Source organism: Streptomyces sp. ICC4, assembly GCF_003287915.1.
Lineage (GTDB): Bacteria > Actinomycetota > Actinomycetes > Streptomycetales > Streptomycetaceae > Streptomyces > Streptomyces tritrimontium.
Genome location: NZ_CP030286.1, coordinates 792,019 through 812,162, shown reverse-complemented (window position 1 = coordinate 812,162; position 20,144 = coordinate 792,019). Strand labels below are relative to the sequence as shown.

General features: G+C 72.9%; 18 protein-coding genes and 1 pseudogene. 5 read left to right on the top strand and 14 right to left on the bottom strand.

Annotated features, from left to right (window positions below; genetic code table 11):
• Positions 1 to 44 precede the first annotated feature (44 nt).
• From DRB89_RS03740 to DRB89_RS03690, 11 genes and pseudogenes are all read right to left on the bottom strand, one after another.
• Positions 45 to 1,676, bottom strand: coding sequence for a hypothetical protein (locus DRB89_RS03740; RefSeq protein ID WP_112446243.1), 1,632 nt, complete (start codon positions 1,674 to 1,676; stop codon positions 45 to 47).
• A 168-nt stretch (positions 1,677 to 1,844) separates the two neighbouring features.
• A complete protein-coding gene (locus tag DRB89_RS03735) occupies positions 1,845 to 2,738 on the bottom strand; it encodes an alpha/beta hydrolase (protein WP_112446242.1) in 894 nt (297 codons plus the stop codon).
• A 181-nt stretch (positions 2,739 to 2,919) separates the two neighbouring features.
• Positions 2,920 to 4,119: a kynureninase gene (kynU, locus tag DRB89_RS03730; RefSeq protein WP_112446241.1), complete on the bottom strand. Its 1,200-nt coding sequence runs from the start codon at positions 4,117 to 4,119 to the stop codon at positions 2,920 to 2,922.
• On the bottom strand, positions 4,112 to 4,960 hold the full coding sequence (locus DRB89_RS03725; RefSeq protein WP_112446240.1) for a tryptophan 2,3-dioxygenase family protein: 849 nt from the start codon (positions 4,958 to 4,960) through the stop codon (positions 4,112 to 4,114). Before DRB89_RS03725 ends, kynU begins: the two co-directional genes overlap by 8 nt.
• Positions 4,961 to 5,166: 206 nt before the next feature.
• The gene (locus DRB89_RS03720; protein WP_112446239.1) at positions 5,167 to 5,580 is read right to left on the bottom strand and encodes a DUF3151 domain-containing protein; all 414 of its coding nucleotides are present in this window, start codon (positions 5,578 to 5,580) and stop codon (positions 5,167 to 5,169) included.
• A gap of 135 nt (positions 5,581 to 5,715) precedes the next feature.
• Positions 5,716 to 6,738: a class II fructose-bisphosphate aldolase gene (gene fbaA / locus DRB89_RS03715; protein WP_112446238.1), complete on the bottom strand. Its 1,023-nt coding sequence runs from the start codon at positions 6,736 to 6,738 to the stop codon at positions 5,716 to 5,718.
• Positions 6,739 to 6,997: 259 nt separating this feature from the next.
• A complete protein-coding gene (gene pyrE / locus DRB89_RS03710; RefSeq protein ID WP_112446237.1) occupies positions 6,998 to 7,534 on the bottom strand; it encodes an orotate phosphoribosyltransferase in 537 nt (178 codons plus the stop codon).
• A gap of 32 nt (positions 7,535 to 7,566) precedes the next feature.
• Positions 7,567 to 8,355, bottom strand: a complete 789-nt coding sequence (locus DRB89_RS03705; RefSeq protein ID WP_112446236.1) for an aldose 1-epimerase — start codon at positions 8,353 to 8,355, stop codon at positions 7,567 to 7,569.
• Between the two features lie 56 nt (positions 8,356 to 8,411).
• Positions 8,412 to 9,377 (bottom strand): SRPBCC family protein, encoded by a 966-nt coding sequence (locus DRB89_RS03700; protein WP_112446235.1) that lies wholly within the window; start codon positions 9,375 to 9,377, stop codon positions 8,412 to 8,414.
• Between the two features lie 113 nt (positions 9,378 to 9,490).
• Positions 9,491 to 11,155: a polyamine aminopropyltransferase gene (locus DRB89_RS03695; RefSeq protein ID WP_112446234.1), complete on the bottom strand. Its 1,665-nt coding sequence runs from the start codon at positions 11,153 to 11,155 to the stop codon at positions 9,491 to 9,493.
• A gap of 348 nt (positions 11,156 to 11,503) precedes the next feature.
• A pseudogene (locus tag DRB89_RS03690) lies at positions 11,504 to 12,007 on the bottom strand (DUF2617 family protein); the annotation flags it as partial.
• Positions 12,008 to 12,247: 240 nt separating this feature from the next.
• Between DRB89_RS03690 and DRB89_RS42680 the strand changes: the two are divergent.
• Together DRB89_RS42680 and DRB89_RS03680 are read left to right on the top strand one after the other, a co-directional pair.
• Complete coding sequence (locus DRB89_RS42680; protein WP_162688457.1) at positions 12,248 to 12,649, top strand: hypothetical protein; 402 nt, start codon at positions 12,248 to 12,250, stop codon at positions 12,647 to 12,649.
• Between the two features lie 109 nt (positions 12,650 to 12,758).
• Positions 12,759 to 13,943 carry a pyridoxal phosphate-dependent aminotransferase gene (locus DRB89_RS03680; protein WP_112446232.1) on the top strand — a complete coding sequence of 395 codons (1,185 nt, stop codon included), beginning with the start codon at positions 12,759 to 12,761 and terminating at the stop codon, positions 13,941 to 13,943.
• A 62-nt stretch (positions 13,944 to 14,005) separates the two neighbouring features.
• Here the strand turns inward: DRB89_RS03680 and DRB89_RS03675 are convergent, their stop codons facing one another.
• Entirely contained in the window at positions 14,006 to 14,422 is a 417-nt protein-coding gene (locus tag DRB89_RS03675; protein WP_112453110.1) for a DUF3224 domain-containing protein, read from the bottom strand.
• 44 nt (positions 14,423 to 14,466) lie between these two features.
• Here DRB89_RS03675 and DRB89_RS03670 point away from each other — a divergent pair, with 44 nt between their 5' ends.
• The gene (locus tag DRB89_RS03670; RefSeq protein ID WP_112446231.1) at positions 14,467 to 15,666 is read left to right on the top strand and encodes a mannosyltransferase family protein; all 1,200 of its coding nucleotides are present in this window, start codon (positions 14,467 to 14,469) and stop codon (positions 15,664 to 15,666) included.
• Positions 15,667 to 15,680: 14 nt separating this feature from the next.
• Here the strand turns inward: DRB89_RS03670 and DRB89_RS03665 are convergent, their stop codons facing one another.
• Positions 15,681 to 16,247, bottom strand: coding sequence for a YbjN domain-containing protein (locus tag DRB89_RS03665; RefSeq protein ID WP_112446230.1), 567 nt, complete (start codon positions 16,245 to 16,247; stop codon positions 15,681 to 15,683).
• Positions 16,248 to 16,463: 216 nt separating this feature from the next.
• Positions 16,464 to 19,064 (bottom strand): ATP-dependent chaperone ClpB, encoded by a 2,601-nt coding sequence (gene clpB / locus DRB89_RS03660; protein WP_112446229.1) that lies wholly within the window; start codon positions 19,062 to 19,064, stop codon positions 16,464 to 16,466.
• Between the two features lie 121 nt (positions 19,065 to 19,185).
• Between clpB and DRB89_RS03655 the strand changes: the two genes are divergently transcribed.
• A complete protein-coding gene (locus DRB89_RS03655; RefSeq protein WP_112446228.1) occupies positions 19,186 to 19,623 on the top strand; it encodes a pyridoxamine 5'-phosphate oxidase family protein in 438 nt (145 codons plus the stop codon).
• 147 nt (positions 19,624 to 19,770) lie between these two features.
• Positions 19,771 to 20,010: a hypothetical protein gene (locus tag DRB89_RS03650; protein ID WP_112447349.1), complete on the top strand. Its 240-nt coding sequence runs from the start codon at positions 19,771 to 19,773 to the stop codon at positions 20,008 to 20,010.
• The last annotated feature ends 134 nt before the right edge of the window (positions 20,011 to 20,144 follow it).

Here is a 20,144-nt window from a genome sequence, read left to right as displayed (position 1 = left end):
GTGACCAGGCCTTACGGCCGGTCCCGGGGCGCGGACGGGATCGGCTACTTGGTCTCGTAATAGCCGAAGATGTCGACGATCAGGTCGGCGTCCTCCCAGCCCTGGTTCCAGAAGTCGACGATTCCGGTGTTCCCGGAGCTCGCCTGGACCAGGTTCGGGACGGTCTTGCCCGCCGTCCAGTTCAGCGTGGAGGCGACCGGCCGGTCGGGCCAGCGGTTCGTCCCGTTCGCGTAGTCCTCCGCGGTGTTCGGGTCCGGCGCGACCGACAGGAAGCCGTCGCCGACGGTGTTGGTGACCGTGGTGTTCAGCACGTAGCCCGCGATGCCCTCCTCCCCCGGGGAGAAGTGGCTGGAGACGTAGCCGCGCGCGGGCGCCTGGCCCTTGCCCCAGGCGCGGGTGTCGAGCCACCGCGCCGGCTTCTTGAGCGGCACGAAGGAGCCGGAGCTGTCCTTGCCGTAGGTGCCGACGAGGTCGACGACCACGTCGGTCGGCTGCCAGGCGCCGTTGCGGATGGTGACCGAGCCGTCGGCCGCGACCGGCACGATCACCGAGTTGGCGACGGTCTGCCCGGTCTTGAAGTTCACGTTCGAGGTGGTGGGCGCCGACTGGTCGCTCGGGTAGGCGGTCAGGTGGCCGTCCTCGCGCGGATTGGTGACCGTCACGTTGAGCGCGATGGCCGTGTGGAGCCCGGCAGGCATCTGGATCTTGAAGGAGCCCTGTCCGGCCAGCTGGCCGCGCTGGGTGCCGATGCCCGAGCGGGTGTCGACGATGCGGGCGGGGTCCCTCGGCGTGTAGCCGCTCGCGGCCTTGCGGCCGAAGTAGCCGGTGACGTCCGCGAGCAGGTCGACCGGCTCCCAGCCGCCGTTGTACAGCTCGACGTAGCCGTCCTTGCCGACCGGCACGATCACCAGGTTCGGCACGGTCTGACCGGCCTCGAAGTTGACGTTCGAGGTGGTCGGGCGCTCGCCGCCCGAGGGGAAGGCCGTCACGTGGCCCGCACTGGTGGCGTTGGTGACGGTGAGGTTGAGGGCCACCGCGGTGACGCCCTCGGGGATCTTGCCGTTGCCGGCGATCTTCACGCGGGACGTGGCGTACGGGGCCACCTTGGCCTTCGCGGCGCCCGTGCCGTTACGGGTGTCCAGCAGGCGGGTCGGCCCGTACGGGGTGAAGTCCGAGCCCGCGGTCTGCACCTCGAGCACGTTGGAGACCTCGGCGTTGTTCACCGGGTCCTTCACCGTGATCTTGACGTTGTACTCGCCGAGCTTCGCGTACGCGTGCGTGTGCTGGAGCACCGCCGAGCCGTACGGGTCGGCCTGGTCGCTCTGCCCGTCGCCCCAGTCGATGACGACGTTGAGCGAGGCGTTCGCGCTGTTGACCGTGGTCGTCAGCGCGAAACCGTGCGCGGAGACGGCCTTGGCCTCCAGCACGATGCCGAGGTCGGGGTTGCCCTCCGCGGCCTGCGCGGCCACGGCGGCGCCCTTGGCGGCGTTCAGGGGCTTGCGGACCGTGCGGTCCTTGGGGCTGGTGAAGGTCTGGAACCCGGCCGAGGCCTTGTCCAGGTCGCTGATGGCGGGCGAGGCCACCTTGTGGACGCCCGGCTTGACCGGATCGGCCGCGTGGGCCGTGACCGGTATGAGTCCTGCTCCGGCCGCCGTGACGATGGCGGCAGCGGACATTACGAGACGGCGATTGCGCACCGGCCCCCCATTTTTTGAACACGCTCAGGATGAAATCCCGCTCAGCGTACAGACCCGGCCGGGCATGATCACCCGGGTATCCACGAGGCGGGGGGAGTTGGCCCGGATACGTCCCCGACTGGCCGGTTCGCCAGGCGTCCGCCGGCCCTACCAGGCCAGCTGCGAGAGCTCCTCCGCGACCACCGCGCACGCGTCCGCCGCCGGGTCGATGAGCGGGAAGTGGCCGACACCGTCCAGCAGGGTCAGGCCCACCGTCTCCCCCGCCCGCGCGGCCGCCGCCACGTACGCCTCGGACACCGCCTCCGGGACCACGATGTCGCCACGGCCCTGGACCACCGCCGTCGCGATGCCCGTCGGGAGCAGCGCCGCCGGGTCGGCGTATGGGCGGCGCTCGGCGAAGACGGCCTCGCCGCCGAGCAGTTGCGCCGAAGCTCCGCCGCACACCCCGAGCTCCTGCGCCACCGCGAAGTCCGCGATGGGGGCCAGCGCCACCACCCCGCGCAGCAGCGGCGGGGACGGCAGCCGCCAGCCGGCCGGGGCGTCCGGCGGGAGCACGTGCCGGGCCGCGGCCCACAGGGCGAGGTGGCCGCCCGCCGAGTGGCCGGTCAGCACCGTGCGCCGGGGGTCGGCCTGCGGCAGGGCGGCGGCGGCCAGGTCCGGCAGGGCGTCCATCGCGGCGGCCACGTCGTCGAAGGTCTCCGGCCAGCGGCCCGCGACGGGGCCGGCCGCGTCCTGGTGGGGCAGGGAACTGCCGCGCCGGTACTCGACGTTGGCGACGGCGAAACCCCGGCGGGCCAGGAAGTCAGCGAAGGGGGTGATGTGGTGGCGGTCGTACGGGGCGCGCCAGGCGCCGCCGTGCAGGACGACCACCAGCGGGGCGGACCGGGCGGAGCCGTCGGCCCTTTCGCCGCGCGGGGCGTAGAAGTCGACGATCTGGTCGGGGTGTTCCCCGTAGGCCGCCGTGGCGTCGGGGGCGACCGGCGGATGAGAGAAGGCCGAGGCGGCCTCGGCGGCGTCCCGTTCGACTGCGGGGTCCGTCATCGGCTCAACCTCCGGTAACGCATGGGACAGGGGGGACAGATGTTCCGGTGTACCCGGCAGAGCGGGACCGTATCAGGCTGGAACGGGCCCATCCGTGGCGGGCCGGGCGGATATGGGCGCGGGCGGGGCCGAAGCCCCGCCCGCGCGCTGATGTGACGTTTCGCTACCTGGTGCTACCAGGTCACCCGAAAATGTGACCCAACGTGCGGGCCGCGCGCTCCGCGTCGGCGAAACCGACGTACAGCGGGGTGAAGCCGAAGCGCAGGATGTCGGGGGCCCGGAAGTCCCCGATCACGCCCCGGGATATGAGCTCGCGCATGACCTCGGCCGCGTTCTCCGTCCGCAGGGAGACCTGGCTGGCCCGCTGCCCGTGCCCGGTGGGGGTGACGAGTTCGACCCTGCCGTCGGGGACGTACGCCGCCACGCACTCGAGGAAGAAGTCGGTCAGCGCGAGCGACTTCGCCCGGACGTCCTCGACCGCGACCCCGTCCCAGGCGTCGAGGGCGGCCTCCAGGGCGAGCAGGGAGAGGATGTCGGGCGTCCCGACCCGGCCCCGGACCACGCCGGGCGCCGCCTCGTAGGACGGGGTCATCGCGAACGGCTCCGCGTGGCCGTTCCAGCCGGGCAGCGGGGAGTCGAAGGCGGCCTGGTGGCGGGCGGCGATGTACAGGTACGCGGGGGCGCCGGGGCCGCCGTTGAGGTACTTGTACGAGCATCCGACCGCGAGGTCCACCCCGTGCGCGTCGAGGTCGACGGGCAGGGCGCCGGCCGTGTGGCACAGGTCCCAGACGATGACCGCGCCCGCCGCGTGGGCGGCGGCGGTCAGGGCCGGGAGGTCGTGCAGGCGCCCGGTGCGGTAGTCGGCGTGGTTGAGGAGGACGACGGCGGTGTCGGCCGTCATCGCCTCCGCCGCCCGGGCCGGGTCCACCGGGACGACCCGCAGGCCCGTCATCCGGGCCGCCGATTCGGCGATGTAGCCGTCGGTGGGGAAGGTGGCGGCGTCCACGAGCATCTCGACGCGGCCGGGCGCGGCGAGGCGGGCCGCGCCGACCAGGGCCTTGAACAGGTTGACGCTGGTGGAGTCGCCGACGACCACCTGGCCGGGGGCCGCGCCGAGCAGCGGGGCCACCCGGTCGCCGACCCGCTCGGGGGCGTTCCACCAGTTGGCTTCGCCCTCGGTCCAGGAGCGGATGAGGCGGGCGCCCCACTGCTCCGTGACGACCTCCGCGAGGCGGGCCGCGACGCCCGCCGGGAGGGCGCCGAGGCTGTTGCCGTCGAGGTAGACGACGCCGTCGGGGAGGGTGAAGCGGTCGCGGAGCTTGGCGAGGGGGTCCGCCGCGTCCAGGGCTTCGGCGCGGGCGGACAGGGTCGGCTCAGACATGGCTGCGCGCCGTCCAGAGCTCCGGGAAGACGTTCTTCGTGGCCCGCTTCTCCAGCCAGGTCACGCCGGCCGAGCCGCCCGTGCCCGTCTTGGCGCCCATCGCGCGGCGGGTGGCGACCAGGTGGTCGTTGCGCCAGCGCCAGACCAGCTCCGCGACGTCCGTCAGGACCTCGCCGAGCCGGTGCAGGTCCGGGTGGGCGTCCGGGGTCGCGTACAGGGAGGTCCAGGCGGCCTCCACCTCGGGCGAGGGCTCGTGGCGCCGGGCCGGGTCGCGGTCGAGGACGTCGGCCGGGACCGCCAGACCGCGGCGGGCGAGCAGGCGCAGCACCTCGTCGTAGAGGCTGGGCTCGTGGAGGGCCTTCTCCAGCTCCGCGTGGACGCGCGGCGCGCCGCGGTGCGGGACCAGCATGGAGGCGGACTTCTCGCCGAGCAGGAACTCCATCCGGCGGTACATCGCCGACTGGAAGCCGGAACCCTCGCCGAGGGCGGCGCGGTACGAGTTGAACTGGCCCGGGGTCAGCTGGGCGAGGGGGCGCCAGGAGGCGTTCAGGGCCTCCAGCTCGCGGAGGGATCGTTTCAGCGCGTCCATCGCGACGGGGAGGTCGTCCTCGCGGAGCGCCTGCGCGGCGGTCTCCCACTCGTGGACGATGACCGTGAACCACAGCTCCATGACCTGGGTGGTGACCAGGAAGACCATCTCGCCCGGGTCGTCCGAGCGCAGGTGCTGGAGGTGGGTGAGGACGTCCGCCTGGACGTAGTCCTCGTAGGGGGTCGTGCCGGCGAAGTCGAGGTTCGGGGTGTCCGAACCGCCGTCTCCGGAGGCATCAAGGGCGTGCGACATCGCTGTCTCCTCGATACGTGCTTCCGGGTAGCGGTCCGCTCCTTCCGGTGAGGTGAGTGGAGCTCCGGTCCCCTGTCCGCATCATAAGACCGTCGTGCCGCAGGGCTTCAATAGTGAGTGGCGTACGTCACGTCCGGCGACCGGGGCCGGGCCGGACGGGTCCGAGGACCCCGCCCGGCGCCGGACCCGCCCGGCCGCGTGCGGCGTCAGGCGCCGAGGACGTCCGCGGCCGTCTCGGAGGAGTCGCGCAGGAAGGTCGAGCAGCGCTCGTACTCCTCCTTCTCCTCGATCGCGCCGGCCGCGCGGGCCAGGGCGTTCAGGGCGCGCAGGAAGCCGCGGTTCGGCTCGTGCTCCCACGGCACCGGGCCGTGGCCCTTCCAGCCCGCGCGGCGCAGCGCGTCGAGGCCGCGGTGGTAGCCCGTGCGGGCGTACGCGTACGACTCGACCGTGCGGCCGGCCTCGAAGGCCTCGTCGGCGAGGAGGGCCCAGGCCAGGGAGGAGGTCGGGTGCGCGGCGGCCACCTCGACGGCGGGCGTGCCGGCGGCGATGGCCGCGCGGCCCGGCTCGTCGGGGAGGTGGGTGGGGGCGGGGCCCCCGAGGAGGTTCTGGTGAATGGACATGCCCACAGTCTGGGGTATCGCGGCATGCGCGAAGGGCCCGGCCCCGCCGTCCGAAGACGGCGGGCCCGGGCCCTCGCGCACGGCTCGGCGCCCCGGGTTGCGAGCGCACGGCTCGAGACTCGGGACGCCGGGCGACTACTTGAGCTTGGTGCCCGTGGAACGCAGGTTCGCGCAGGCCTCGGTGACGCGCGCGGCCATGCCGGCCTCGGCGGCCTTGCCCCACGTGCGGGGGTCGTACTTCGACTTGGTGCCGACCTCGCCGTCGACCTTCAGGACCGCGTCGTAGTTGCGGAACATGTGGTCCACGACCGGGCGGGTGAACGCGTACTGGGTGTCGGTGTCGAGGTTCATCTTCACGACGCCGTTCTCCAGCGCGGTGGCGATCTCCTCGGCCGTGGAGCCCGAGCCGCCGTGGAAGACGAAGTCGAACGGCGAGGACTTGCCGTACTTCTCGCCGACGCCGGCCTGGAGGTCCTTGAGGAGCTCGGGGCGCAGGACCACGTTGCCCGGCTTGTAGACGCCGTGCACGTTGCCGAAGGAGGCGGCCAGCAGGTAGCGGCCCTTCTCGCCCAGGCCCAGGGCCTCGGCGGTGCGCAGCGCGTCGTCGACGGTGGTGTACAGCTCGTCGTTGATCTCGTGGCTGACGCCGTCCTCCTCGCCGCCGGTCGGGGTGATCTCGACCTCGAGGATGATCTTCGCGGCGGCGGCCTTGGCCAGCAGCTCCTGGCCGATGGCCAGGTTGTCGGCGAGGGTTTCGGCGGAGCCGTCCCACATGTGCGACTGGAAGAGCGGGTTCAGGCCGCGGGCCACGCGCTCGGCGGAGATCTCGATCAGCGGACGGACGTAGGTGTCCAGCTTGTCCTTGGGGCAGTGGTCCGTGTGCAGCGCGACGGTGATGTCGTACTTGGCGGCCACGATGTGCGCGAACTCGGCCAGGGCGGCGGCGCCGGTGACCATGTCCTTGTTGTACTGGCCACCCAGGAACTCCGCACCACCGGTGGAGATCTGGATGATGCCGTCGCTCTCGGCCTCCGCGAAGCCGCGCAGCGCAGCGTGCAGGGTCTGGGTCGAGGTCACGTTGATCGCCGGGTAGGCAAACTTGCCTGCCTTCGCCCGGTCGAGCATCTCGTTGTAGACCTCGGGGGTTGCGATGGGCATCTGTCCGCTCCTTGGATGTGCGGGGAGTGTGCTTATTGCGGGCCCTGACCTGGGGGCGACGTTGCCGTCGGGCCCATCTTTCCAGACTCGGCGGCACACTCCACCTCGGTGACGGCGCGACATGGATCCGGCCGGGTGGAGTGTTTCACGTGAAACACTCCACCCGGCCGGAAAAGCCCAGGTCAGCAGCGGTCGGTGCGCTGCGCCGCGGGGCTTGGGGACCTAAGTCACCAGTTGCGTGAAACGCCCCCTGCTCTTCTCAGAGGCCGAGATCGTCCAGCTGGTAGCCGGTGAGGTAGGGCAGGCCGGCCGCGGCGATGGCGTCGGCCGCACCCCGGTCGACGATCGTCGCGACGGCGACGACCTCGCCGCCGGCCTCGCGGACCGCCTCGACGGCGGTCAGCGGGGAACCGCCGGTGGTCGAGGTGTCCTCGACGACCAGGCAGCGCTTGCCCTTCACGTCGGTGCCCTCGATACGGCGCTGCATGCCGTGCGCCTTCTGCGCCTTGCGGACGACGAAGGCGTCCAGGGTCGCGCCGCGCGCGGCGGAGGCGTGCAGCATCGAGGTGGCGACCGGGTCGGCGCCCAGGGTCAGGCCGCCGACGCAGTCGAACTCCAGGTCGGCGGTGAGGTCGAGCATGACCTGCCCGACCATCGGGGCCGCCTTGCCGTCGAGGGTCACCCGGCGGAGGTCGATGTAGTAGTCGGCCTCGAGGCCGGAGGACAGGATCACCTTGCCGTGCACGACGGCCTTGTCCTTGATCTGCTGCAGAAGCTCATCGCGTACGTCACTCATGGGCACGAGCTTAGTGGGGCCGGGAAAGGCCCCTAAGCCAGGCGCCGCCAGCTCCAGGTCGTGGAGATCTCCAGCGGGTCCACCGGGGTGACCAGGTGCGGGAGGCTGTTCAGGCCGTTCGGCGGGCCGGACTGCGGCTCCACGCAGACGGCCTCGGGCTCCTCGTCGTAGACGACCACCCATTCGGAGCGGCTGGCGACCTTCAACTCCAGCGCGCCGGGCCACGTCAGGGTGACGTCCACGCCGTAGGGCATGCCGAAGCAGTCGTCCCACGGGCCGGTCTTCGGGTCGATCCGGTTGCCGGTGGGCAGGTGGTCGGCGCCGCGCTCCTCCTGCCAGGCGGCGTCGAAGGCGATGCGCACGTCCTCGCCGCCGTTGCCGAGGTTGCGGTGGAACCAGGGGTGCCAGCCGGCCTGCGCCGGGAAGGAGTCCTCGTACGTCTCGATGCCCATGGTCAGGGTCAGCGCGTCCTCGCCGAGCTCGAAGATCTGCGTGACGAGCCCGTCGTACGGCCAGGGGTCGGCGAGCGGGTACGTGAACGCGGCCTCGGTGGCGGTCGCGCGGGCGGGGCGCCAGGCGGCGTCGCGGCCGAAGCCGTGGATGGCGTGCGGCGGGTGGTTGAGCGGCAGCTGGTGCAGGGTCGCGCCGTCCTGGAACTGCCCGTTCCTGGTGCGGCCGCACCAGGGGACCATCGGGAAGGAGCCGTAGTGGTCCCCTTGCCTCAGCAGCTCCGTCCCGTCGACGCGCAGACTGCTGATCCGGCAGCCGTTCTCCTGGTCGATGGTCACCTCGGCGCCGCCGGCGCGCAGTTGCGTACTCATGCCATGACCTTAGCCAGGTCGGCGGGGTGTTCAGGGCCGCACGGTGCGGCGCGTGGTCAGCGGCGGCGGCGCAGGGCCCGGCCCAGGAGGACGGCCGATGCGACGGCGACGGCGGCTGCCGGGGCGATCCAGCGCAGGTTCGCGCCCGCCGCGGCGGAGGTGGGGGCGGGGACCGGGGCGTAGCGGCCGCGCGGCGGGGCGTGGTCGACCTCCTCCGCGCTGCGGCCGATCATCGTGCGGCGGGCGTGGGCGGCCTCCGCGGGCGGGCGCGGGGGGCCGCCGAGGTCCCCGAGGGCGGCGCCTTCGAAGGTGCCGTCGAGGAACGGGTCGAGCGAGGGGGGCGGGACCTCGGTGTCGAAAACGGAGGCGGTGACCTCGGTGATGTCGAGGTCGGCGTCCGCGTCCGGACCGGGGTCCAGATCGGAGTCCAGGCCCGGGTCCACGTCGAGGTCGGCGTCGAGGTCGGCGTCGAGGTCGGCGTCGAGGTCGGCCGCACGGTCGGCCGCACGGTCGGCGCCGAGGTCCGCGGCCGGGGCCGCGGCCCCGGAATCCTGGCGCGCTTCGGGCGCTTCGCGCTCCTCGGGCGCGTCGGTGACCGCGAGCGCCGCCAGGTGTCCGGCGGCCCGGTCGAGGAGGCGGTGCGCGGCCGTGGCGGCCGCTTCCGGGGCGAAGGCGGCGGCCCGGCCGTCGGCGGCGCCCTCGGCGGTGAACTCCAGCCGGGTGCCGCCGTCCGCCTCGGTCAGGCGCAGCTCGAGGGAGAGCTTCACGCTGCCGCTGCCCCGCACCTCCGTGCCCTCGCCGGAGAGGGTGAAGCGGTCGGGGTCCCGCTCGGTGACGGTCAGGGCGCCCCGGTAGGTCACGGTGTGCCCGCCGACCCGCACCTTAAGCCGGCCGGACAGCGGCCCGGCCCCGGTGTCGGCGTCCTGCTGGAGTCCCGGTACGCAGCGCGCCACCCGGGCGGGATCGCGCAGCACGGCGCGGACGTCGGCGGCGGGGACCGGAACGAACACCTGATGCTCCATGCGCTCGAGCCTACCGACGCGGCCGCTTCCCGTCAGTGAGGCGGCGAAGTCAATGACCCCGGGCCCCGGGCGGCACCCGTCACCCGTCACCCGTCCTCCGGCATCGGGGCGGGTTACGAGTACCTCGGGTGCGGGAGCGTCGACGGCGGCAGGCCCGGCATGCGGACCCGTTCCGCGTCGCGGGCGGCGTCGCCGAGGGACTGCGTGGACAGTGAGCGCAGCGCGGGCGTGTCCCGGTCCACGCGCAGTCGGGGGACTCCCTCGCGGGCGGCGAGGACGAAGCCCCAGTCCTGCGGCGGCGGCGCGGCGGCGGCGCCGAGCGCCCGGTCGGGCCCGGCGGCGAAGCCCGAGAGGCGGCCGCCCGCGCTGTAGGGGGCGGTGCTCAGGCCCGCGGCGCGCAGGGTGGCCTCGACGGTCCAGTAGCTGCGGGGCCTGGTGGCGAACGGTCCGGCGTGGACGGCGAGGCGCCCGCCGGGGCGCAGGGCCCGGGCGGCCAGCCCGTAGAACTCCTGCGAGTACAGCTTCGTGCTGGGGGTGATGCCGGGGTCGGGCAGGTCGGAGACGATGACGTCGAAGCGACCGTGTGCGGCGGGTCCGCGCAGCCAGCGGAAGGCGTCCTGGCTGACGACGCCGAGCCGCGGGTCCTCGTACGCCCGGCCGTTGAGCGCGGAGAGCATCGGGTCGGTGCGGGCGAGGTGTACGACGCCGGGGTCGAGCTCGACGACGGTGACGGAGGCGACGTCGCGGTAGCGCAGTACCTCGCGGGCGGCGAGGCCGTCTCCGCCGCCGAGGACCAGCACGCGGGTGTGCGAGCCGGTCATGGCGGGGTGGACGAGGGCCTCGTGGTAGCGGTACTCGTCGTAGCCGCTGACCCGCAGGCGGCCGTCGAGGAAGAGGTCGAGGGAGCGCGGCGAGCCGGTCGCGGGGCCGGTGAGGACGAGTTCCTGGACGCCGGTCTGCACGGCGACGCGGACCTCGCCGCCGTAGACGGCGCGGCGGGCCACGCGTTCGAAGTCGTCGGCGAAGACGGTGGCACAGCCCAGGACGGTGAGGACGGCGAGGTTGGCGGCGACGAGCAGCCAGCGGGCGCGGCGGCTCAGGTCCCGGCGGAAGAGCCACAAGACGAGGCCGCCGCCGACGAGGGCGTTGACGGTTCCGGTGAGCACGGCGCCGGAGAGCTGGCCGAGGACGGGCAGGAGCAGGAAGGGGAAGGCGAGGCCGCCGACGAGGGCGCCGACGTAGTCGGCGGCGAACAGGTCGGCGACGGCGCCGCCCGCGTCCTGTCTGCGGATCCGCTGGATGAGCACCATCAGGAGCGGGATCTCGGCGCCGATGAGGACGCCGATGGCGAAGGAGAAGGCGACGAGCGCGAGCCGGGACTCCCCCAGCCAGGCGAAGCTGGCGTAGAGGGCCATGGCGGAGAGGCCGCCCAGGAGGGCGAGGGCTGCCTCGATGGCGGCGAAGCCGAAGGCGGGGCGGTTGCGCAGCGCCTTGGCGAGCAGGGATCCGACGCCCATGGCGAAGACCATGACGGACAGCACGACCGACGCCTGGGTGACGGAGTCCCCGATGAGGTAGGAGCCGAGGGCGAGCAGCTCCAGTTCGTATACGAGCCCGCAGGCGGCGCAGACGAACACGGTGGCCAGGACGAGGAGTCGGCCGGTCCTCGGCCGTACGGGAAGGGCAGCCGGGACGCGGGCCGCTCCGCGCGGCTCCGGAGCCGGGAGGCGGCGCCACCGGGTGCGCAGCACCCCGCGCGGGGCGGAACGGTCGATCATGAAGCGAACCGTACGTCACCGCCTGCTCGCATCCGGTCACCCACATGGGTGTAAGTGGCGCACTGGTTGGGGCAGTTGGCGTAACCGCTCGGCAACCCCCGGCTCCCGTGCCCCCGCGGCGCCCCCGCCGGAGCCGGGGACGCGGAAGCCGGGGACGCGGGAGCCGGAGACGCCGGAGACGCCGGAGCCGGGCCTACCGGACCCGGGGACCTGGGAGCCCGGGGACTAGATCAGCGCCGGCGATTCGACGGAGGACGCGAAGGGAGCTCCCGCGGAGGCCCCGACGGGAGCTCCGAAGGTGCCGGCCGCCGCCGTGGCCGCGGCGGCGGCCGCCGCGCCCGCCGCCCCCATCCGTACGCCGACCCGGGTGCGGGTCGCCACCAGCTGTCCTTCCTGCGGGTACGCGTGCCAGGTCCGCCACCGGACCTGGCCCTCGTAGCGCTGCGCGAGCATGGCGGTGAAGGCGTGCGGGCTGCCGGGGAAGGTCCCGGCGAGCCCGTTCGGGTGATCGGCCACCAGAGCGAGCAGCTCCTGCGCCCGCCCGGCGAAGGAGCCGCGCGAGAGGGTCTCGACCCGGGCGGCGAACTCGTACTCCCATTCGCCGACCCGCTTGGCCACGCCGAGCGGGAGGGGGGTGCTGCTGCCGGGCATGCAGGCGACGGTCTCCGAACAGAACACGTCACCCTCCTCCAGAAGCACCTGGTGGGAGGCTCCGAGGAGGCGCAACTCCACTTTCGCGCCACCAAGTTCGAGGTTCAGTACGGCCAGGGCGGGCAGCCGGTCCCGACCCAGGGCCCAGGCGAGATCGGCTGCACGCGTGTCGGTATAGGTGGTCTGGAGGGTCGTGAGCATGAGTCGGCTCCGCAAACGCGCGAGGGAGATGGGCCGGGGCCCGCCAGCGGTAGTCAACGGGTGGGGGACACCGGCACGGGTCCACAGGAAGTCCAGGGAGGTCCGAGGACTGGTCTACTCAACCGAGGGAATCATGAAAGGCACGGCACTCACAGCGTTTTTACCCAACTTGACGGGGTTTACATCCCCTCGGGGGCTCCACAGTTCACGTGTTCAACAACATGCCGCCCGTACGCCGTAATGCGCGGCCCCGTCGCCCCGAACAAGAAGACGCCCGACGGAAGTTGTCCCCGGCGGGCGTCTCTTGTATTCCCGCGGCGGAGGCCACGGATCCATGCTGCCCCGTGTCAGCTGGAACCGCATCCTCCGCCGCCGCAGGACGAGGACGATCCACAGGAGGACGAGGAGCCGCAGGAGGACGAGGAGGACCCGCAGGAGGACGTCGAGGATCCGCCGCCACTGCTGCTGCCGCCCACCCACCAGCTGCTGGTGGCGGCGCTGTCGGACCCGCCCGAACCGCCCGACGTGTACCCGCTGCATGCCGCGCGGACCGCCGCCACCGCGATGAAGCCGATGCCGACAACCACGGCGACGCCGACCAAGACCAGGACGACCACCATGCTCGTCCCCCCTTCCGTCTGACCCCCGGTTTCCCGGGTGCGGAATCCCCTGTTGTCCCGCGTACCGGGGGGATGCCCTCGGGCAGCACGGCCCAAAGCACACTTGAGCAAGTCCAGAGGTTGCCCACAGGATGGCGCCCATGAGCGCTCCCGAACGCACCAACCGCCCCTTCCTCAACCGCAAGCTGGCGGCCTTCGGCACGACGATCTTCGCGGAGATGTCCGCGCTGGCCGCCTCCACCGGGGCGATCAACCTCGGCCAGGGGTTCCCCGACACCGACGGCCCGGTCGAGATCGCCGAAGCGGCGGCGCGCGCGGTCCTCGACGGCCGGGGCAACCAGTACCCGCCGGGTCCCGGCGTCCCGGAGCTGCGCGGCGCGATCGCCGCCCACCAGCAGCGCTTCTACGGCCTGGCCTACGACCCCGACACCGAGGTCCTGGTCACGGCGGGCGCCACGGAGGCCATCGCGGCCACCCTGCTGGCCCTCCTGGAGCCGGGCGACGAGGTCATCGCCCTGGAGCCCTTCTACGACTCGTACGCCGCCTGCATCGCGATGGCCGGCGCGGTCCGCGTCCCGCTGACCCTGCGCGCCCCCGATTTCCGCCTGGACGTCGACGCGCTGAAGGCGGCGGTCACCCCGCGCACCCGCCTCCTCCTCCTGAACACCCCGCACAACCCGACGGGCACGGTCCTCACCCCCGCCGAGCTGGCCGCGGTCGCGGAGCTGGCCGTCTCCCGCGACCTGCTGGTCATCACGGACGAGGTGTACGAGCACCTGGTCTTCGAGGGCGCCCACACCCCGCTGGCCGGCCTGCCGGGCATGCGCGAGCGCACGGTCACCATCTCCTCCGCCGGCAAGACCTTCTCCTTCACCGGCTGGAAGGTCGGCTGGGTGACCGGGACCCCGGAGCTGGTGACGGCGGTCCGCTCGGCGAAGCAGTTCCTCACCTACGTCTCCTCCGGCCCCTTCCAGTACGCGATCGCCGAGGCGCTGGCCCTGCCGGACTCGTACTTCACGTCCTTCCGCGCCGACCTGGCCGCGAAGCGCGACCTGCTGGCCGACGGCCTCGCGGCGGCCGGCTTCGAGGTCTACCGCCCGCAGGGCACGTACTTCATCACCACGGACATCACCCCGCTCGGCGAGAAGGACGGCCTGGCCTTCTGCCGGGCGCTGCCCGAACGCTGCGGGGTGGTCGCGATCCCGAACCAGGTCTTCTACGACGACAAGCAGGCGGGCGCCACCCAGGTCAGGTGGGCCTTCTGCAAGCAGACGTCCGTCCTGGAGGAAGCGGTGAACCGCCTGCGCCGCCTCTGAGCGGTGCGCGGCGGCGGAGGCCCGGGGCCGCCCCGGCGCGCTGCGGCGGGGCGGCTCCGGGGTCAGGCCGGGAGGGCGTAGTCGAACCAGATGTGGTGGACGCCGTTCTCGTCGACGCGCAGGCCGCCCGCGCCCGTGATGCCCTTCAGGGCGGCCGTGCCGCTGCCCGGGACGATCGCGAAGTGTTCGGCGCCGCGGGTGGGGCCGCCGTCCGTGGCGTCCGAGTGGACGAAGTTGAAGGCTCCCTCGCGGCCGGCGAGGGAGCCTTCGAAGGATTCCATCGCCACGTAGCTGCCGACGCCCGTCTCCTGGTCGAAGGCGGCCGTGAAGAGCGTGGCCGAGCGGCCCGTGAGGCTCTCGCCCTCGTAGTGTTTCTCCATCGTCGCGACTCCGACCGGGAGCCCGGTTTCCACGGCGGGCTCCGGGGCGAGCGGTGCCGGGGTGAAGCTGACGACCTCGAACGTGCCGGAAGCTCTCATCATCCGATGAGCGTACTCAGGCGAGACCAGGAAAGTCGGGATGCATGGCGACGCTGTCGAGCAGCGGCATACGGACCGGGCGCGAGGGGCGCGACGGGCACGGTGAGCCCGGCGGGCGCGGCCTGCACGGCCGGGCGCCCGGCGCGCTCGTCGCCCTCGGGGTGTACGCCGCCGTCCGCGGGGCCGGTGTGCTGGCGGTCGCCGTGGCCGCCTGGTGGACCGGGCGCAGCCCCGTACGCGTGCTCGGCGAGTCCTGGGACTCCACCTGGTACCTGCGGATCGCCGAGAACGGCTACGGGCGCACCCAGATCTGGCCCGGGATCGGCTCCGTGCAGAGCGACTCCGCCTTCTTCCCGCTCTACCCCGTCCTCATCCGCTGCGCCTCCGCGGTGCTGCCCGGCTCCCTGGCCGTCGCCGCGCTCGCCGTCGCCTGGCTCGCCGCCGGAGCGGCCGCCGTCGGGGTGTACCGGGTCGGGGCGCACCTGCTGGGGGCCCGCGCCGGGCTGCTCCTCGTCGCGCTGTGGGCCGTGCTGCCGCACGCCCTCATGCTGACCCTCGCCTACACCGAGGCCCTGCTGACCGCCTTCGCCGCCTGGGCCCTGTACGCGCTGCTGCGCGGCCGCTGGGGGTGGGCGGCGGGTCTGGCCGTGCTCGCCGGGCTGACCCGGCCCACCGGGATCGCGGTCGCCGCCGCCGTGGTGGTGAGCGCCGCCTGGGAGCTCTGGCGGCGGCGGGGCCGCGCGCCCGCGGTGTGGGCCGCCGCGCTGGCGGCGCCGGCGGGCTGGGCCTCGTACGTCCTGCTGGTCGGCGTGCGCCGGGGCGATCCGCTCGGCGGGTACTTCGCCGTGCAGAGCGGCTGGGGCTCGCGCTTCGACTTCGGGGCCGGCGCGGTCGCCTCCGCGCGGCACGCGCTGGGCGGCGGGAACGTGGAGCTCGCCACCCACGTGACGGTGGTGCTGCTGGTGGCCGCGCTGGTGCTGGCGGGCCTGCTGGCGGCGGACCGCTCGACCCCGCTGCCGCTGCTCGTGTACACCGGCGTGCTGCTGGTGATGACCTACGGCGGCGCCGGGTTCTTCGAGTCGAAGCCGCGCTTCCTGCTGCCCGCGTTCCCCCTGCTGCTGCCGGTGGCGGCCCTCATGGCGAAAGCCCGGCCGCGCACCGCGGTCGTGGTGACCGCGGTGCTGGCCGGGCTCAGCTACGGATACGGGCCGTACCTGCTGCTCGCGTCCGGAGTGGCGCCGTGAGGGCGGCCTGAGACCTAGTTGGTCTCGGCGGCGCCGTCGCCGTCCTCGTCGCCTTCGGCCTTCTCGGCGGAGTCCGCCGAGTCGACGGCCTGCTCCAGTCCGAACTGCTCGACGAGCCACTTGTCGAACTCGATCGACGCGCGGACCCAGCTGACCGTGGAGGACACGAAGTGCTCCAGGTTCACGCCGGTGCCGATCAGCATCTGCGCCTCGCCGATGAGGCGGACGGAGCCGTCGTCGTGCGTGTGGCTGTAGACCTTGGGCCACAGCGTGCGGCGGTTCCAGTCGTCGATCGACTCGAGGAGCTGGGGCTTCTCGTCGATCTTGTGCGGGCGGTCGTAGAAGGTCCGCACGGAGAAGACCTGCTGCTCGTCCTCGCCGCGGAACATGAAGTACGTGCGGAAGTCCTCCCACGGCGCCGCGAGGTCACCCTCGTCGTCGACGACGTACTTGAGCTCCATCTGCTCCAGGAGCTGCTTCACGAGGTCCTGGTCGGGGACGACGGGGCCCGCCGGTCCTGTGGCCTGCGGATCGGGCTGCTGCCCTCCGAAGTTCGGAATCGAGGCCGGGTCGATGCTCACCGTGTGACTTCCCTTCGTGCGGATGCGGCCATCCTCCCCCATCGCGCCCACCCCGTGTCCACCCCCGCAGCCACGATCCGCTCCGGGCGGACAGGAGTAGGCCCGCCGTAAGGGGGACGGATGGCCGTTCAAGGGATTTTGCGCGTGCGGCGGGGGCCCAGGCCCTGGGGCCCCAGGGCCGCAGCCCCGTACGGGGCTGCGGGCGTCCTCAGGGGGTCAGAGGACCTTGCCGACCAACAGGCCTTCGCCCGCCACGTCGACGCGGACCGTGTCCCCGTCCTTGACCTCGCCGGAGAGGATCTCCTTGGCCAGCCGGTCGCCGATCGCCGTCTGGATCAGGCGGCGCAGCGGCCGGGCGCCGTACGCCGGGTCGTAGCCCTTGTCCGCCAGCCAGGCCAGGGCCGCGGGCGTGACGTCCAGGGTGAGCCGGCGGTCGGCCAGCCGCCTGGCGAGGCGGCCGATCTGGATCTCCGCGATGTGGGCCAGCTCGGCCTGGCTGAGCGCGGAGAAGACCACCATGTCATCGAGCCGGTTCAGGAACTCCGGCTTGAAGGAGGCCCTCACCACGTCCAGGACCTTGGCCTTCTGCTCCTCCGCCGCCGTGGCCGGGTCCATCGAACCCGGCCCGCTCAGGAACTGGCTGCCCAGGTTCGAGGTCAGGATCAGGATGGCGTTGCGGAAGTCCACGGTCCGTCCCTGGCCGTCCGTGAGGCGGCCGTCGTCGAGGACCTGGAGCAGGACGTCGAAGACCTCCGGGTGGGCCTTCTCCACCTCGTCCAGCAGGACCACCGAGTACGGGCGCCGGCGCACGGCCTCCGTCAGCTGGCCGCCCTCCTCGTAGCCCACGTACCCGGGCGGCGCCCCGACGAGGCGGGCGACGCTGTGCTTCTCGCCGTACTCCGACATGTCGATCCGGACCATGGCCCGCTCGTCGTCGAACAGGAAGTCCGCCAGCGCCTTGGCCAGCTCCGTCTTGCCCACGCCCGTCGGGCCGAGGAAGAGGAACGAGCCGGTCGGCCGGTCCGGGTCGGAGATGCCCGCGCGGGTGCGGCGCACGGCGTCCGAGACGGCGCGCACGGCCTCGCCCTGGCCGATCAGGCGGCGGCCCAGCTCGTCCTCCATGCGCAGGAGCTTCTGGGTCTCGCCCTCCAGCAGGCGGCCGGCCGGGATGCCCGTCCAGGCGCCCACCACGTCGGCGATGTCGTCCGGGCCGACCTCGTCCTTGACCATCGTGTCCTTGGACACCTCGGCCTCGGCCTCGGTGGCCTCCGCCAGCTCGCGCTCGAGCGCCGGGATCTCCCCGTAGAGCAGCTGGGAGGCGGTGTCGAAGTCGCCGTCGCGCTGGGCCCGCTCGGCCTGGCCGCGCAGGTCGTCCAGCCGCTCCTTGAGCTCGCCGACCCGGTTGAGGGACTGCTTCTCCTTCTCCCAGCGGGCGGTGAGGCCCCGCAGGTCCTCCTCCTTGTCCGCGAGGTCCTTGCGGATCTTCTCCAGGCGTTCGCGGGAGGCGGGGTCCGACTCGTTGTTCAGGGCCAGCTCCTCCATCCGCAGGCGGTCCACGGAGCGCTGGAGCTCGTCGATCTCCAGCGGCGAGGAGTCGATCTCCATGCGCAGCCGGGACGCGGCCTCGTCGACGAGGTCGATGGCCTTGTCGGGCAGGAAGCGGGAGGTGATGTACCGGTCGGAGAGGGTGGCCGCGGCGACCAGCGCGCTGTCGTTGATGACGACCTTGTGGTGGGCCTCGTAGCGGCCCTTGAGCCCGCGCAGGATCGCGATGGTGTCCTCGACGGACGGCTCGGCGACCAGCACCTGCTGGAAGCGCCGCTCCAGCGCCGGGTCCTTCTCGATCCGCTCGCGGTACTCGTCGAGGGTGGTCGCGCCGACCATGCGCAGCTCGCCGCGGGCCAGCATGGGCTTGAGCATGTTGCCCGCGTCCATGGCGGAGTCCCCGCCGGCGCCCGCGCCGACGACGGTGTGCAGCTCGTCGATGAAGGTGATGATCTGGCCGTCGCTGGACTTGATCTCCGCGAGGACGGTCTTGAGGCGCTCCTCGAACTCGCCGCGGTACTTGGCGCCGGCGACCATCGCGCCGAGGTCGAGGGAGACGAGCCGCTTGTTCTTCAGGGACTCGGGGACGTCGCCCTTGACGATGCGCTGGGCCAGGCCCTCGACGACGGCGGTCTTGCCGACGCCGGGCTCGCCGATGAGCACCGGGTTGTTCTTCGTACGGCGGGAGAGGACCTGGACGACGCGCCGGATCTCCTGGTCCCGGCCGATGACCGGGTCGAGCTTGCCCTCGCGGGCCGCGGCCGTGAAGTCGGTGCCGAACTTCTCCAGGGCCTTGTACTGGCCCTCGGGGTCGGGGGAGGTCACCCGCCGCCCTCCTCTTGCGTTCTCGAATGCGGACAGCAGCTTCTTCGCGGTCGCGCCCTGGTCGGAAAGGAGCTCGCCGGCCGCGCCGCCCTTGGCGGCCAGCGCGATGAGCAGGTGCTCGGTGGAGAGGTACTCGTCGCCGAGCTTCCCGGCCCGCGCGTCGGCCTCGGCCAGTACGGCGAGCAGCTCGCGCGTGGGCTGCGGGGGCGCGACCGTGGAGCCCGTGACGCTGGGCAGGGCGGCGAGCAGCCGCTCGGCCCCGGCCCGCACGGCGACCTGGTCTGCGTCGGTCGCGGCCAGCAGGTCGGTGATGTTCTCGTTGTCCTCGCCGGCGAGCAGCGCCAGCAGCAGGTGCGCGGGCGTCAGGTCCGCGTGCCCGTCCTTGACGGCCCTGCTGGTGGCCGCGTTCAGCGCGTCCCGGCTCCTGTTGGTCAGCTCGGCGTCCACGGGCGGCTTCTCCTCTCCCTGCGGTCAGTGCGCAGCTTGCCTGCTTGCGTGTAGTTCACACGCATAACCTGCATAAAGTTGAGTCTATTCCACTCAAGGCCGAAGATCGTACCCTTCGCACATGCCGGCAACCACCACAGCCCATGACGTACTCAACCCGACGCCCGAGTACCTCGCCTTCTGGCGGGAGCGGCACGTCTGCACCCTGACGACCCCGCGTCCCGACGGCTCGCCGCACGTGGTCCCGGTGGGCGTGACGTACGACCCGGAGGCCGGGCTGGCACGGGTGATCAGCAACAAGCACAGCAAGAAGGTCCGCAACGTGCTGGCGGCGCAGGACACGGGCGCCGTCCCGCGGGACGGGGTCCGGGTCGCGGTGTGCCAGATGGAGGGGCGCCGCTGGGCGACCCTGGAGGGCCGCGCGGTGGTCCGTACGGACGAGGCCTCGGTCGCGGAGGCGGTACGGCGCTACGCGGAGCGGTACGGGCGGACGCCGTCGCCGAACCCGGACCGGGTGGTCATGGAGATCACCCTGGACCGGGCCATGGGGCGGGCGTAGGCGGGCACCGGGGGGGGTACCAGATGTACACAGGATGAGTCGCCGGCAGCGTCAGATGTGTACAAGAGCCAGGCCCACACGGCCCCCACCGGGCGGCACGGCCGGAAGCCTGTCCTCCGGCCCACCGCACCTGGAAGCATCCCGCGCATGAAGACGTTCGTGCGCGCCGCCGCCACCGCCCTGTTCCTGTCCACCGCCGCCCTGGGCCTCTCCCTGCCCACGGCCGGCGCGGCCCCCGCCGCCGACTGCGCCACGTGCATCCACACCACCGCCGATCTCGGCCCGGCCTGGTCGGGCCAGACCGCCCCGGCGGGCAGCTGCACCTCGTGCTGGCCGTCCGGCGCCGTCACCCAGCCCCGCGGGAACGCCGGCCACGCCCACGCGTAGCCGCGGCGCGGGGACCGTGCGCGGTGTCATCCGCAACCCGGCAGGTCGACGTCGGCAGCCCCGTTGCCGGAGCGAACGGCAAGAGGCCCCCTCGCTCCGTGAGGAGCGAGGGGGCCTCGGGATCCGGGGGTCGT